At 74.2% G+C, this 13576-nt stretch carries 11 protein-coding genes, 2 pseudogenes and 2 riboswitches; of the genes and pseudogenes, 7 read left to right on the top strand and 6 right to left on the bottom strand.

Features of this window, described 5'->3' with window-relative positions; genetic code table 11:
- Positions 1-5 precede the first annotated feature (5 nt).
- The 6 genes and pseudogenes from purD to QUE47_RS04250 all read left to right on the top strand — a co-directional run bounded on the left by purD (position 6) and on the right by QUE47_RS04250 (position 5485).
- Positions 6-1303: pseudogene (purD, locus tag QUE47_RS04275) on the top strand (phosphoribosylamine--glycine ligase).
- Complete coding sequence (locus QUE47_RS04270) at positions 1300-2253, top strand: phosphoribosylaminoimidazolesuccinocarboxamide synthase (RefSeq protein ID WP_286218704.1); 954 nt, start codon at positions 1300-1302, stop codon at positions 2251-2253. Before purD ends, QUE47_RS04270 begins: the two are co-directional and overlap by 4 nt.
- A gap of 389 nt (positions 2254-2642) precedes the next feature.
- Entirely contained in the window at positions 2643-2891 is a 249-nt protein-coding gene (purS, locus tag QUE47_RS04265; protein WP_434019753.1) for a phosphoribosylformylglycinamidine synthase subunit PurS, read from the top strand.
- On the top strand, positions 2891-3604 hold the full coding sequence (gene purQ, locus QUE47_RS04260; RefSeq protein ID WP_286218702.1) for a phosphoribosylformylglycinamidine synthase subunit PurQ: 714 nt from the start codon (positions 2891-2893) through the stop codon (positions 3602-3604). Before purS ends, purQ begins: the two co-directional genes overlap by 1 nt.
- 211 nt (positions 3605-3815) lie before the next feature.
- Positions 3816-4784: a GNAT family N-acetyltransferase gene (locus tag QUE47_RS04255; protein ID WP_286219386.1), complete on the top strand. Its 969-nt coding sequence runs from the start codon at positions 3816-3818 to the stop codon at positions 4782-4784.
- A 2-nt stretch (positions 4785-4786) separates the two neighbouring features.
- The gene (locus QUE47_RS04250) at positions 4787-5485 is read left to right on the top strand and encodes a DUF998 domain-containing protein (RefSeq protein WP_286218701.1); all 699 of its coding nucleotides are present in this window, start codon (positions 4787-4789) and stop codon (positions 5483-5485) included.
- On the opposite strand, the gene QUE47_RS04245 is transcribed toward QUE47_RS04250, so the two are convergent.
- The gene (locus QUE47_RS04245; RefSeq protein WP_286218700.1) at positions 5448-6683 is read right to left on the bottom strand and encodes an O-succinylhomoserine sulfhydrylase; all 1236 of its coding nucleotides are present in this window, start codon (positions 6681-6683) and stop codon (positions 5448-5450) included. The two genes, QUE47_RS04250 and QUE47_RS04245, sit on opposite strands and share 38 nt — an antisense overlap.
- Positions 6680-7213 carry a rhodanese-like domain-containing protein gene (locus tag QUE47_RS04240; RefSeq protein ID WP_434019725.1) on the bottom strand — a complete coding sequence of 178 codons (534 nt, stop codon included), beginning with the start codon at positions 7211-7213 and terminating at the stop codon, positions 6680-6682. The genes QUE47_RS04245 and QUE47_RS04240 overlap by 4 nt, the downstream gene beginning before the upstream one ends.
- A gap of 5 nt (positions 7214-7218) precedes the next feature.
- A riboswitch (SAM riboswitch) is annotated at positions 7219-7342 on the bottom strand.
- A 120-nt stretch (positions 7343-7462) separates the two neighbouring features.
- Positions 7463-7579, top strand: a riboswitch (SAM riboswitch).
- Positions 7580-7616: 37 nt separating this feature from the next.
- Between QUE47_RS04240 and QUE47_RS04235 the strand changes: the two genes are divergently transcribed.
- A complete protein-coding gene (locus QUE47_RS04235; RefSeq protein ID WP_286218699.1) occupies positions 7617-9065 on the top strand; it encodes an aminotransferase class V-fold PLP-dependent enzyme in 1449 nt (482 codons plus the stop codon).
- Positions 9066-9304: 239 nt separating this feature from the next.
- Here QUE47_RS04235 and QUE47_RS04230 read toward each other — a convergent pair whose 3' ends face one another.
- The 4 genes and pseudogenes from QUE47_RS04230 to QUE47_RS04215 form a co-directional block, all read right to left on the bottom strand.
- Positions 9305-9478, bottom strand: coding sequence for a CsbD family protein (locus QUE47_RS04230; RefSeq protein WP_286218698.1), 174 nt, complete (start codon positions 9476-9478; stop codon positions 9305-9307).
- A gap of 155 nt (positions 9479-9633) precedes the next feature.
- Positions 9634-10635: a MaoC family dehydratase gene (locus QUE47_RS04225; RefSeq protein ID WP_286218697.1), complete on the bottom strand. Its 1002-nt coding sequence runs from the start codon at positions 10633-10635 to the stop codon at positions 9634-9636.
- A pseudogene (locus tag QUE47_RS04220) lies at positions 10632-12004 on the bottom strand (3-oxoacyl-ACP reductase). The gene QUE47_RS04225 and the pseudogene QUE47_RS04220 overlap by 4 nt, the downstream one beginning before the upstream one ends.
- A 3-nt stretch (positions 12005-12007) precedes the next feature.
- Positions 12008-13357, bottom strand: coding sequence for an acetyl-CoA C-acetyltransferase (locus QUE47_RS04215; protein WP_286218696.1), 1350 nt, complete (start codon positions 13355-13357; stop codon positions 12008-12010).
- Positions 13358-13576: the final 219 nt, after the last annotated feature.

The following is a 13576-nucleotide window of genomic DNA, read 5'->3' as shown; positions in this document are numbered from 1 at the left end:
GGACCGTGAAGATCCTCGTCGTCGGTACCGGTGCCCGCGAGCACGCCATCACCTACGCCCTCGCGCACGAGGTCGACCTCCCGGGCGGTGACGAGCACGAGCTGCACGCGGCCCCGGGCAACCCGGGCATCGGCGAGCTCGCGACGCTCCACCCCGTCGACGCGCTGGACGGCGCCGCGGTCGCCGCGCTCGCGTCTGAGATCGGAGCGGACCTGGTGGTCGTCGGGCCGGAGGCTCCGCTCGTCGCCGGCGTCGCCGACGCCGTGCGCGAGTCCGGGATCCCTGTCTTCGGTCCCGGGGCGCAGGCCGCGCAGCTCGAGGGCTCGAAGGCCTTCGCCAAGGACGTCATGGCGGCCGCGTCGGTGCCCACGGCCCTCGCCCTCGTCTGCACGGACGCCGCGCAGGTCGAGGCCGCGCTCGACGCGTTCGGCCCGCCGTACGTCGTCAAGGACGACGGACTGGCCGCGGGCAAGGGGTCGTCGTCACGGAGGACCGCGACGAGGCGCTCGCGCACGGGCGCGCCTGCCTCGACTCGGCGGCGGGTCCGGGGCGGGTCGTCATCGAGGAGTACCTCGACGGGCCCGAGGTGTCCCTGTTCTGCATCTGCGACGGCTCCACGGTCGTCCCGCTCGCACCGGCGCAGGACTTCAAGCGTGCGCTCGACGGTGACGAGGGCCCCAACACGGGTGGCATGGGCGCGTACAGCCCGCTCACGTGGGCGCCCGACGGGCTGGTCACCGAGGTCGTCACGCGCATCGCGCAGCCGACCGTCGACGAGATGGCGCGCCGGGGCACCCCGTTCTCGGGCGTGCTGTACGTGGGGCTCGCGCTCACCAGCCGCGGCACCCGGGTCGTCGAGTTCAACGCCCGGTTCGGTGACCCGGAGACGCAGGTCGTGCTCTCCCGCCTGCGCACGCCGCTCTCCGGGGTGCTGCTCGCCGCGGCCCGCGGCGGGCTCGCGGACCTCGAGCCGCTGCAGTGGTCGGCGGGCACGGCCGTGACGGTGGTCGTCGCCTCCGAGAACTACCCGGCCACGCCCCGCACGGGCGACCCGATCACGGGCCTCGCCGCCGCCGAGGACCTCGACGCGGTCCACGTGCTGCACGCCGGCACCGCCACCGACGCGAGCGGCACGCTGGTGAGCGCGGGCGGGCGCGTGCTGTCCGTCGTCGGGCAGGGTGACGACCTCGACGCCGCACGCGAGCGGGCCTACGCGGGCGTCGCGCTGATCGGTCTCGACGGGTCGCAGCACCGCACGGACATCGCGGCGAGGGCCGCGGCCGGCGAGGTGGTGGCGCCGTGAGCGCCGCGACAGGGTTCCCCGGCGGTGCGCTCGACCTGCCCGGATGGCGCCACGTCTATTCCGGCAAGGTCCGCGACCTCTACGAGCCCGACCTCCCGGCGCTCGGCGGCGTGCACCCCTTGGGCGACGTCGTCCTCGTCGTCGCGAGCGACCGGGTGTCGGCCTACGACCACGTCCTGAACCCGGGCATCCCGGACAAGGGCGTCGTGCTGACGCAGCTCAGCCTGTGGTGGTTCGACCAGCTGTCGGACGTCGTCCCGAACCACGTCGTGTCGACCGAGGTGTCGGCCGAGCCGGGCGACGGGCTCGTCCCCGACGTCGTTGTAGGTCGGGCGATGGTCTGCCGCCGCCTCGACATGTTCCCGGTCGAGTGCGTCGTCCGCGGCTACCTCACCGGGTCCGGGCTGCTGGAGTACCGCGAGAGCCAGGCCGTGTGCGGGGTCCCGCTGCCGGACGGGCTCGAGGACGGCTCCCGGCTCCCTGAGCCGATCTTCACCCCCGCGACCAAGGCCGAGTACGGAGACCACGACGAGAACGTGACCTTCGAGGCCGTCGTCGAGGCGATCGGGCCCGAGGCAGCCTCCCGGCTGCGGGAGCTCACGCTCGCGGTGTACGCGCGCGCCGAGACGATCGCCCGGGACCGCGGGGTGATCCTCGCAGACACGAAGCTCGAGTTCGGGATCGACCCGATGAGCGGGGTCGTGGTGCTCGGCGACGAGGTGCTGACGCCCGACTCCTCGCGGTTCTGGCCGGCAGACCTGTGGAAGCCCGGCGGCGCGCAGCCCAGCTTCGACAAGCAATACGTCCGGGACTGGCTCACGTCCGCGGAGTCGGGGTGGGACCGGACGCTCGACGGTGCGCCTCCGGAGCTGCCGACCGGCGTAGTGCTCCGCACGCGCGACCGGTACCTCGAGGCCTTCGAGCGGATCACGGGCGCACCGCTGCGCTGAGCCGGGCCGGGAGCGGGGCTGAGACGGCCCTGTGCCGGCTCTGAGTCGTCCCTGAGCCGGCTCAGGGCCCGTCGCCCTTGGCGCGGCCACAGATCGCAGCGCTCTGGATGTTCGCGGGCGCCGGCACCTCGTGGGGGCGTAGTGCCGACGCCCGTCGAACACGTGTTCGAAGATACTCGATCCTCGCGGACCTGACCAGCCCTGGACCCTAGGAGCCGAGGCCGTCGGTCGTGGGAGGCCATGAACGCGGCGCGGGAGCCGTGCGTGCGCCCGGCTAGACTGGCCGCGCAATCCCGGCGTCGTCCCGCCCCTCCGCACGGAGGCCGCGGCGCGCCGCCCCCGAACCGAGTGCTCGAGGAGCCCCCGTGGGACGCGTCGTCGTCGAGGTCATGCCCAAGCCCGAGATCCTGGACCCGCAGGGCAAGGCCGTCGTCCGGCAGCTGCCGCGGCTCGGGTTCACCCAGTTCACCAGCGCCCGCCAGGGCAAGCGCTTCGAGCTCGAGGTCGAGGGCGACGTGACCGACGAGGTCCTCGCCGCCGCGCGCGAGGCCGCCGAGACCCTGCTCTCGAACCCGATCATCGAGGACGTCGTGCGGGTCGCCGACATCTCCGACGTCGACGCCGAGGTCCCTGCCTGATGGGCGCTCTCGCGTCGGCACGGATCGGTGTCGTCACGTTCCCGGGCACCCTGGACGACCGCGACGCGGCGCGTGCCGTGCGTCTGGCCGGCGGCGAGCCGGTCTCGCTCTGGCACGGTGACGCCGACCTGCACGGTGTCGACGCCGTCGTCCTGCCCGGCGGGTTCTCCTACGGCGACTACCTACGGGCCGGGGCCATCAGCCGTTTCGCCCCGGTCATGGACGTCCTGGTGGACGCCGCGAAGGGCGGGCTCCCGCTGCTCGGCATCTGCAACGGCTTCCAAGTGCTGACCGAGTCGCACCTGCTGCCGGGCTCGATGATCAAGAACGACCACCTCCACTTCGCGTGCCGGGAGCAGGTCCTCACGGTCGAGAACGCCGAGACGGCGTGGACCCGCGACTACACCCGCGGCCAGCGCATCACGATCCCGCTGAAGAACCAGGACGGCCAGTTCGTCGCGGACGAGCGCACGCTCGACGAGCTCGAGGGCGAGGGCCGGGTCGTCTTCCGGTACGCCGACGCCAACCCGAACGGGTCGCGTCGCGACATCGCCGGCGTCACCAACGCGCGCGGCAACGTCGTGGGTCTCATGCCCCACCCGGAGCACGCCGTCGAGGCCGGGTTCGGGCCGGCGTCCGAGGCCGGGCCCCGGGCCGGGACCGACGGTCTCGGGTTCTTCACGTCCGTGCTGGGCGCTCTCGTCTCCGCGTGACCGTGTCCGTCGAACCTGGTGCGGTGGCCGCGCCGCTGGTCGAGGTCGTCGGTTTCGACCACCACGAAGCGGTTCGGCTGCGCGACGTCCAGCAGATCGAGCTCGCCGCGACCTACGGCGTCGAGCCGGGCCAGAGCGACGTCGGCGACCCCGTCACGGCTGACACGGCCGTGGCCACGGTGCTGGTGAGCCTCGACGGCGCGACCGTCGCCTGCGGCACCGTCCGGGAGGTCTCGGGCCTGCCCGACGGCCGCGGGGAACGCACCCGCAGGGCACCGGCGAGGTCAAGCGGGTCTACGTCGTCCCCGGCCACCGGGGTGCCGGCCTCTCCAAGACCGTCATGGCCGCGCTCGAGGCGCGGGCCGTCGACCACGGCCTCGACCGCCTCGTGCTGGAGACCGGCGTCCGCCAGCCCCAGGCGATCGGGCTGTACCTGGCCCTCGGCTACGCGCCGATCGCCCGGTACGGGGCGTACATCGACTCCACCGAGTCGCGGTGCTTCGCGAAGGACCTCCACGACCCTCCGCCGAACCGGGGATCCGGTGCGATGTCAGCCCCGGGATCACACCTAGAGACCGGTTCGGCCGCTGGAGGCGCCGGTTCGGCAGGGCCTCGGACGGCGGACCTGCGGCCGGCAGGGTCTCGGACGGCGGACCGGCAGTCGGCAGCAGTCGCGACGTCGCTCCCGGCGCCGATCGTCGTCACCGAGGTCCCGTGGGGCGACCCCGACGCGTTCCTGCTGCGCCGCGAGATGTTCGAGACCACCAACCTCGCGCGCTACCCGGAGGACTTCGGGCACCTCGTCGAGCCCGGAGCCTTCGAGGCGTCGGACGCCGCGCTCGGCGAGAGCGCGATCGTCACCCTGGTCGCCCGCCGCGGCGACCGGCTGCTCGGTTGCGCGTCCGTGCGAGGGGCCGACGCCGGGTCCCCGGCCGGGGCGGCCGAGCTCTCCAAGGTCTTCGTCCGGGACGAGGCCCGGCGCACCGGCGTGGCGTCGGCGCTCCTCGACGCGATCGAGGCGGCGGCCCGCGCGCACGGGGTCGAACGCCTCCTCCTGGGCACGGGTCCCCGCCAGCCCGAGGCGCTCGCGACCTATCGCCGCCGCGGGTACCGGCCGGTGCTGCCGTTCCCGCCCTACGACGCGTTCGACTCCGCGTTCTGCCTCGGCCTGGACCTCTGACGGTGCCGACCGACGAGCCCTCCGCGGACCGGGACGACAGCGTGTCGGGCGTCGTGCCCGTCGGCGGACCCACCCCCGGGGCCCGGTCGGTACCGCGGTTCGCGGTCCTGTCGGCCGCTCTCGCGCCGGTCGCGATGATCGGCGGCTGGACGCTCGCGGCCGCCCTCCAGTCCTCGTTCGACGCGGTCGGCGAGACGATCTCCGCGCTGGCGGCGGCGCCCTCCGCCCACCCCGGCGTGATGACCGCGGGGCTCGCCGTCACCGGTGCGTGCCACGTCGCCACGGCGCTCGGCCTGCGTGGCGCGGCGACGCCGGGGCGCGTGCTGCTCGCGCTCGGTGGGGTCTCGACCGCAGCCGTGGCGGCGCTCCCTGTCGATCTCTACCCGCAGGCCCACGGGATCGCCGCGGGTGTCGGGTTCGGTGCGCTCGCGCTCTGGCCGGCGCTCGCGGGCGGACGGCGCGGCTCGGGCAGGCCGCGCCGCGCACCCTTGGTCGTCACGAGCGCCGTCCTGGTGGGACTGGTGGTCGTCTTCGTCCTGGAGCTGCAGGGTCTGACGCCGGACGGCGGTGCGGCCACCGGCCTGACCGAGCGACTGGCCGCGGGGGCGCAGTCGCTCGCGCCGCTCGGGCTGGTGCTCGCCCTGATGGCGCGCCACGCCCGGTCTACGCGACGCCCAGCGCCCGCTGCACGTCCTCGATGATGTCGAGCGGGTCCTCGAGCCCGACGCTGAGCCGCACCGTGGTCTCGGAGATCCCGACGGCGGCGCGGCCCTCGGGGCCGAGCTTGCGGTGCGTCGTGGTCGCCGGGTGGGTGATCAGCGACTTCGCGTCGCCGAGGTTGTTCGAGATGTCGACGACCTGCAGGGCGTCGAGGAACGCGAAGGCGCGCTTCTTCGCGGTCTCGGGGTCCGTGCCGTCAGGGACTTCGACGTCGAAGGTCACGACGGTCCCGCCGCCCGACTGCTGAGCCTTCGCGAGCTCGACCTGCGGGTGCGAGGCGAGGAACGGGTAGCGGACGCCGGTGATCCCGGGGAGCGCCTCGAGCGCCTCGGCGACCTGCAGGGCGGCGGCGTTCTGCGCGCGCACCCGCACCGGCAGCGTCTCGAGACCTTTGAGCAGCACCCACGCGTTGAACGCCGACAGCGACGGCCCGGTGTTGCGGATCATCGTCTGGACCGGCCCGGTGATGTACTCCTGCGAGCCGAGGATCGCCCCGCCGAGCACGCGCCCCTGCCCGTCGATGTGCTTCGTCGCCGAGTACACGACCACGTCGGCGCCGAGCTCGAGCGGCTGCTGCAGGAGCGGGGTCGCGAACACGTTGTCGAGAATCACGGTGGCCCCGGCGGCGTGCGCGAGGTCGCACACGGCCCGCACGTCGACGATGTCCTGCATGGGGTTGGACGGCGTCTCGAAGAAGACGATGTCGGCGGGGGTCGCGAGCGCCTCCTCCCAGTCGGAGAGCACGTGCCCGTCGACGTAGTCGGTCTGCACACCCCAGCGCGCGAGGATCTCGTCGAAGATGACGATCGTCGAGCCGAACAGCGCCCGAGCCGCGACGATCCGGGACCCGGACGACACGAGGGCGGCGATCGACGTGAACACCGCCGACATCCCGGTCGCGGTCGCGAAGCACGCCTCGGCGCCCTCCAGCAGCCGCAGCCGCTCCTCGAACGTGCGGACCGTGGGGTTGCCGTAGCGGGAGTAGATGAAGTGGTCCGACTCGCCCTTGAACGCGGCCTCGGCGTCGGCCGCCTGCGGGTAGACGTACCCCTGGGTGAGGAACATCGCCTCGCTGGTCTCGTCGAACCCGGTCCGCTGGTGCCCGCCGCGCACGGCGAGCGTGGCGGGGCGCACGCCCGCCGGGAGGTCTCCGTGCCCGGACCCGCCGGGCGTGCTCATGCCCGGCTCCAGGTGGTCGACGCGAGTCCTACGGCGCGCCAGCCCCGGTGCCCGCGCACCCCGGCGGCGTCCGCGTCGCCCTCGAAGCCGTCGAGCACGTTGTACGCGGGGCCGAGGCCCGCGCCGGTGGCGGCCCGAGCGGCCCCGATCGAGCGTTGCCCGGACCGGCACAGGAACACGACCGGCCGGCCGTCGCCGGGCGCCAGGCCGGAACCCAGCACCTCGTCGAGGAACGCGGGGTTCGGCCCGAGCGGGGTGACCCACTGCGCGTACGTGACCTGCTTGCCGAGGTCGGAGACGTCGGGCACGCCGATCGTCGCCCACTCGCCCTCGGTGCGGACGTCGACGAGCACGGCGCGCTCGTCCTGCGCGAGGAGCGTCCAGGCCTGCTGCGGCGTGAGGTCGCCGGCGTAGCCGTCCGCGGGCCGCGGCGTCACCTGCGGCTCGCCGCCCGCCCGGTCGTCGGACGGCGTCGCGTCGCCGGGTCCGCTCGCGGCGGGCTGGTCGGGTCGTGCGTGGGGGGACGTCATGCTCTCCTCCATCGATCGTGGCGGTAGCACCCTCGCCCGGACCTCGGGACCCGGCGTGCCGGGACCACGTGGACCAGGGGGTTGCTGCGGCGTCGTCGTGCCATGTCACTCGGCCGCTCTGGATGGTGAACCGGATGCTACGGCACCCGGGACGCCGTCCGACACCCGCAGAGGCCAGGATGACCATGATGTGAGACGACGTGGACGGTCGGTTGACGCGCTTCGTGGCCTCGGTGATTCTTGATGACAGGTCATGAGTGCCAGCGTGAAACCCCGGTTTGCTGGCCGGCAACCCTCCTCTCGCGGTGGGGTGCCCCGGGTGACGACCAGGCCCTCCGTCGAACGGCGCGGGGGCAAGCGCGGGGCGGCCGGCGGGCCGGTCCCCTGAACCACGGAGGACCGCATGACTGCCGACACCATCGAGACCCGCTGTTCGACCCAGGCCCCCGGCGCGACCGGCATCGCCCACGTCGCCGACGTCACCCCGCTGCTGCCCGTCGTCGGCAGCGACACCCTCGTGCCCCTCGTCGACGGCCGGAGCGTCCCCTACGCGAACCTCGACGTGGCCGCGTCCGCGCCGGCGCTCGCGAGCGTCGCGGAGCGGGTCACCGAGGTGCTGCCGCTGTACGCGAGCGTGCACCGCGGCGCGGGCTACCTCTCGCAGGTGTCGACCGCGCTGTACGAGGCGTCGCGCCGGACGATCGGCGGCTTCGTCGGGGCCCGCGCCGACGACGTCACGATCATCACCCGCAACACCACGGACTCGCTCAACCTCCTCGCTGGGTGCGTCCCGGCTCGGGCGGACAGGGGGCCCGGCCGCGTGCTCGTCCTCGACGTCGAGCACCACGCGAACTTCCTGCCCTGGCGGCGCTCCGCCGACGCGACGGTGGTCGCCAGTCGCGACTCGGTCGCGGCGACCGTCGACGCGATCCGCGACGAGCTCGCCCTGCAGCCCTACGCCCTCCTCGCCATCACGGGTGCCTCGAACGTCACGGGAGAGCGGCTGCCGCTCGACGAGGTCGTGCGCGTCGCCCACGACGCCGGCGCACGGGTCGTGCTCGACGGCGCCCAGCTCGTGCCGCACCGCAGGTTCTCCCTGGAGGACACCGGCGCTGACTACGTCGCGTTCTCGGGGCACAAGACCTACGCGCCCTTCGGGGCCGGCGCCCTCGTGGGCCGTCGTGACTGGCTCGACGCCGGCACGCCCTTCCTCGCGGGCGGCGGCGCCGTGCGCCAGGTCGGCGTCGACCGGACCACCTGGCACCCGGCCCCGGCCAGGCACGAGGCCGGCTCGCCCAACGTCATCGGCGCCGTCGCCCTCGCGGCGGCGTGCGACGCCCTCGCAGCCGTCGACCCGGACGAGGCCCTGGAGCACGAGAGCACCCTGCGAGCACGCCTCGTCGACGGGCTGAGCGACCTCGACGGCGTCCAGGTCGTGCAGGTGTGGGACGACGCGGCCGACCCGGTCGGCGTCGTCACCTTCGGGGTCGAGGGGCACGACCCCGGCCTCGTCGCGGCCTACCTGTCGGCCGAGCACGGCATCGGCGTCCGTGACGGCCGCTTCTGCGCCCACCCGCTGCTGTCCCGGCTCGGCCTCGACGGCGGGGCGATCCGCGCGTCGGTCGGCGTCGGCACCTCGGGCGACGAGATCGAACGGCTGGTCGGCGCGCTCCGCAGCTTCGTCGCCGAGGGCCCGCGTGCGCAGTACGCGGTCGTCGACGGCTGCTGGACCGTGACCGACGACCCGCGGCCCGTGCCCGCCGGCTCCGGTCTGAGCGGCCTCTTCGCGACCGCGGCGGCCGGGTTCGTCGGCGAGTCCGCCGGCTGCGGCCCGGTCCCCGCCGACGGCTGAGCCTGCTCCAAGCCCGTCGCAGCCCCGTCGTAGTGCAGTGGCGGCTCGGTCACCGGCGTCGTCGCAGACCTGCCGCGGCTCGTTCGTAGTCCTCTCGCTGCTGATGGCTGCTGATCGCTGCTTCTTGCGGCAGGCGGCGGTACCGCCTCGGGCACGACGACGGCCCCGCCCGAGGGGAGTCGAGACGGAGCCGTCGGTTCGTGCGCGTCACCGATCAGCTCGGCGGCGCGGTGCGCAGATCAGTGCTTGAAGGCGTCCTTTGCCTTCTCGCCGGCCTGCTTGACGTCGGCCGAGGCCTGGTCGGCCTTGCCCTCCGCCTCGAGGCGCTCGTTGTCGGACGCCTTGCCGGCGCCCTCCTTGACCTTGCCCTTGGCGTCTTCGGCCGCGTTCGAGATCTTGTCGTCGAGTCCCATGAGTGCTCCCTCCTGAGTCGCGGCCCGTGTCGGCCGTGATGGGGTGAACGTAGGCACGCGGCGCGTGACTCGCACGCGGTCGGACTCCGCCCGGCAGTCGCGTCGGCCGAGGCGTTCGGCAGTCACCTTCTGGGCCGAGTCCTCCAGTCGTGCCTTCAGTCGTGCGTTCGATCGCGCCGGGTGACCGCGCCGCGCAGGTGCGTCCTGCCCCGGCGGGAGTCCTGCACGGTGTACGACCACCGGTCGAGCCCGGCGGCACCCTCGTCGCCCGCCGTGCCGCGGGTGATGGACACGTCCACCGTCGACGGCAGGAGCACCGGCTTCGCGAACTCGACCGACCAGTCGTACGTCTCCCCGCGGGCGGGTCCGACCTCGGCGAGCGCGCGCGCCGCGGTGTACATCCCGTGGGCGATGGCGCGCGGGAAGCCGAACGCCTTCGCCGAGAGCGCCGACATGTGGATCGGGTTCCGGTCGCCGGAGACGGCCGCGTAGTCCCGACCCGTCGACGCTCCCAGGCGCCACCGACCGGTGGGCACGAACGGGAGCCCCGCGTGGGGCGACCGGTCGGCCGACGGAGCGCTCCCGTCGTCCGACGCTCGTGACCCGAGGTGCACGCCCTTCGCCAGGTACGTCGAGACCCCGCGGTAGGCGGGCTCGCCGTCGACGAGCACGCGGGTGACGAGGTCGACGGTCACGCCGCGCCGGTGCGGCCGCAGACCCTCGGCCCAGGACTCGACCGCGAGGGTCTCGCCGAGCCGGACCGGTCGCACCAGGGACGCGCTGTTCGCCGTGTGGACCATGCCGAGCAGCGGCAGCGGGAAGTCGCCGCGGGTCATCAGCCCGGTCGCGACGGGGAACCCGAGGACGTGCAGGAACCCGGCGGGGATCGTGTCCCCGACCCGCTCACCGACCAGGCGCTGGTAGCGCGCGAGGCGGTCCGCGACGTCCGGCAGGTCGGTCGCGACGTGGTCGACGCGCAGGGCCACCGACGGGAGGGTGGGGTCGCTCCCGTCCCGGCCCCCGCGCACCGACCCGGGCAGGGCGCGGGTCGCCGCGATCCGGGCGGACGACGTGGCGCCCTTCGCGTACAGGCCGCCCAGGCCCGGGACCGCGGCGAGCCGCTCGACGCGGTACCCCTCCGGTGCGCCCGCCGTCACCGGCCCACCAGGTTCTGACCGCACACGCGCAGCACCTGGCCGGTGATCCCGGTCGAGCCGGGCGAGGCGAGGAACGCGATGGCCTCGGCGACGTCGATCGGCTGCCCGCCCTGCTGGAGCGAGGACGCGCGGCGCGCGACCTGGCGGGGCACGAGCGGGATCGACGCGGTCATGTCGGTCTCGATGAACCCCGGTGCCACGGCGTTGGCGGTGCCGCCGATCGCTGCCATCAGCGGGGCGGTGGCCCGGGTGTGGCCGATCACGCCGGCCTTGGAGAAGCCGTAGTTGGTCTGCCCGCGGTTGCCCGCGATCCCGGACGTCGAGGCGAGGGAGACGATGTGCGGGGCGTCCGAGAAGCCGCCGACCTCGAGCAGGTGCTCGGTGATGCGCAGCTGCGCGGCGAGGTTCACCGCGACCACGGAGTCCCACTGCGCGGGCTTCATGTTCGCGAGCAGCTTGTCCCGCAGGATCCCCGCGTTGTGCACGAGGACGTGCAGCCCGCCGTGCCGGGCGCGCGCGTGCTCCAGGATGCGGGCGCCCGCGTCGTCGGCCGTCACGTCGAGCTGGAGGGCCGTGCCACCGATCTCGTTGGCCACCGCGGCGAGCTGCTCGCCGGCGGCCGGGACGTCGACGACGACGACCTTCGCCCCGTCGCGCGCGAGCGTCCGCGCGACCTCGGCGCCGATGCCGCGGGCCGCGCCCGTGACCACGGCGACCCGGTCCGCGAGGGGCCGGGACCAGTCGAACCCGGTCGCGTCCCAGGCGGGGCCGTCGCCGACCTCGATCAGCTGACCGTCGACGAACGCCGACTTCCCGGAGAGGAAGAAGTGGAGCGCGGCGAGCGCGGCCGGGTCGGTCGGACGGGCGTCGCTGGTGAGCTGGATGCCGTTCGCGGTGGCGCCCTTGCGGAGCTCCTTGGCGAGCGAGCGCAGGAACCCGGTCACCCCGTGGCGCGTGGCGGCCACGGTGGGGGTGTCGCCGTCGGTCGCGGCGTGCGAGATCGTGACGACACGACCGCCCGCGGCGAGCCGGCGCAGGTTCGCGCCCACGGCGAGCACCGGGTCGTGCAGGTCCTCGGGGACTCCGCCCCGCTGAGGACGACCACGATCGCACCCCAGCGGTCGACGCCCTCGGCCGCGGCGTCGCCGCGGACCTGGCGGACGTCGAGGTCCCAGGCGAGGAGGGCCTTCGCGACCTGGTCGGCGTCGTCCGACAGGTCGGGGCGGCCGCCGACGACGAGGACCGGTCCGGGCACCAGCGGCGCCCCGGGCTCGTGCCGGCGCAGGACGACGGGCTGGGGGAGGCCAAGCTTCTTGGCGACGGCCTTCATGAAGCCGCTGTTCACGGCGTCGAGGTAGGCGTCGGTCATGGTTCAGCCCTCCTGTGCGGTGGTCGTGGTGCCGGTCGCGGCGGTGGCGTCGTCGGGGTCGGCCTCCAGGATCGCGGCGACCCCGAGCCCGCCGGCGGCGCAGACGGAGATGAGGACGCGGGCGGTGCGGCCGGTCTCGGCGGCCTTCGCGGCCACGAGCTTCGCAGCCGTGGCGACGATGCGCCCGCCGGTCGCGGCGAACGGGTGACCGGCGGCGACCGAGGACCCGTGCACGTTCAGCCGTGCGCGGTCGATCGACCCCAGCGGGGCGTCCAGGCCGAGCTCGTCGCGGCAGAAGTCGGCGTCCTCCCAGGCGGCCAGCGCCGAGAGGACGGTCGCCGCGAAGGCCTCGTGGATCTCGTAGAGGTCGAAGTCCTGGAGGGTCAGCCCCTGACGGGCGAGAAGGCGCGCGACGGCGTGGGTCGGCGCCATGAGCAGGCCCTCGTGGCCGTGGACGTAGTCGACGGCGGCGGTCTCGGCGTCGACGACGCGAGCGAGGACGGGAAGGTTGCGCTCGGTGGCCCACGCGCGCGAACCGAGCAGGACGGCGGAGGCGCCGTCGGTCAGCGGGGTCGAGTTCCCGGCGGTCATGGTGGGCTCGGGGCCCTCGCCCTCGGGCCCGCCGAGCCGCTTGCCGAACACGGGCTTGAGCTTCGCCAGCTTCTCGGCGGACGAGTCGGCGCGCAGGTTCTGGTCGCGGGTGAGGCCCTGGAACGGGGTCACGAGGTCGTCGAAGAAGCCCGACTCCCAGGCGGCCGCGAGGTTGAGGTGGCTGGCGAGCGCGATCTCGTCCTGCGCCTCGCGGGTGACGCCCCAGCGGGCGGTCGTGACGGCCTGGTGCTCGCCCATGGACAGCCCGGTGCGCGGCTCGTCGGTGCTGGGGGTCAGCGGAGCCACGTCGGACGGGCGCAGCTTGAGGAACGCCTTGATCCGCGACCCGGTGGAGCGTGCGTGGCCGGCCTCGAGCAGCACCCGGCGCAGGCCCTCGCTGACGGCGATCGGGGCGTCCGAGATGCTGTCGGCGCCGCCGGCGATGCCGGACTCGACCTGGCCGAGGCGGATCTTGTTGGCGATGGTCACGACGGCCTCGAGGCCGGTGGCGCACGCCTGCTGCAGGTCGTAGGCCGGGGTCTGCGGCGACAGGGACGAGCCGAGGACCGACTCGCGGATCAGGTTGAAGTCGCGGGAGTGCTTGAGGACGGCGCCGCCGACGACCTCGCCGAGCCGTTCGCCCTGGAGGCCGAACCGGGCGACGAGCCCTTCGAGCGCGGCGGTGAACATGTCCTGGTTGCTCACGCGGGAGTACTTGCCCCCGGCGCGCGAGAACGGGATGCGGTTCCCGCCGATGATCACGGCGTCCCGGGAGGCGCCGGTCGATCCGGTCGGGGAACCGGGACGGGAGGTGGGGGTGTCGTGCTCGTCTGGTCGGCCACGGCCGGTGCTCCTTCGCTCGGGTGCGCTGCGGGCCGCGTCGTCGGTGCTCGGCTCCCGCAGGGGTGTCCGAGATTCAGAGTACCTGATACTCTCAGTTTCATGTGAGTACCGTCATAGGTGCCACATCCCCGGCGGCGC

Origin of the sequence: Paraoerskovia sediminicola (assembly GCF_030296575.1) — a bacterium.
Classification (GTDB): domain Bacteria; phylum Actinomycetota; class Actinomycetes; order Actinomycetales; family Cellulomonadaceae; genus Paraoerskovia; species Paraoerskovia sediminicola.
The sequence above is the reverse complement of the archived record's forward strand: the minus strand, read 5'-3'. Positions and strand labels throughout refer to the sequence as shown.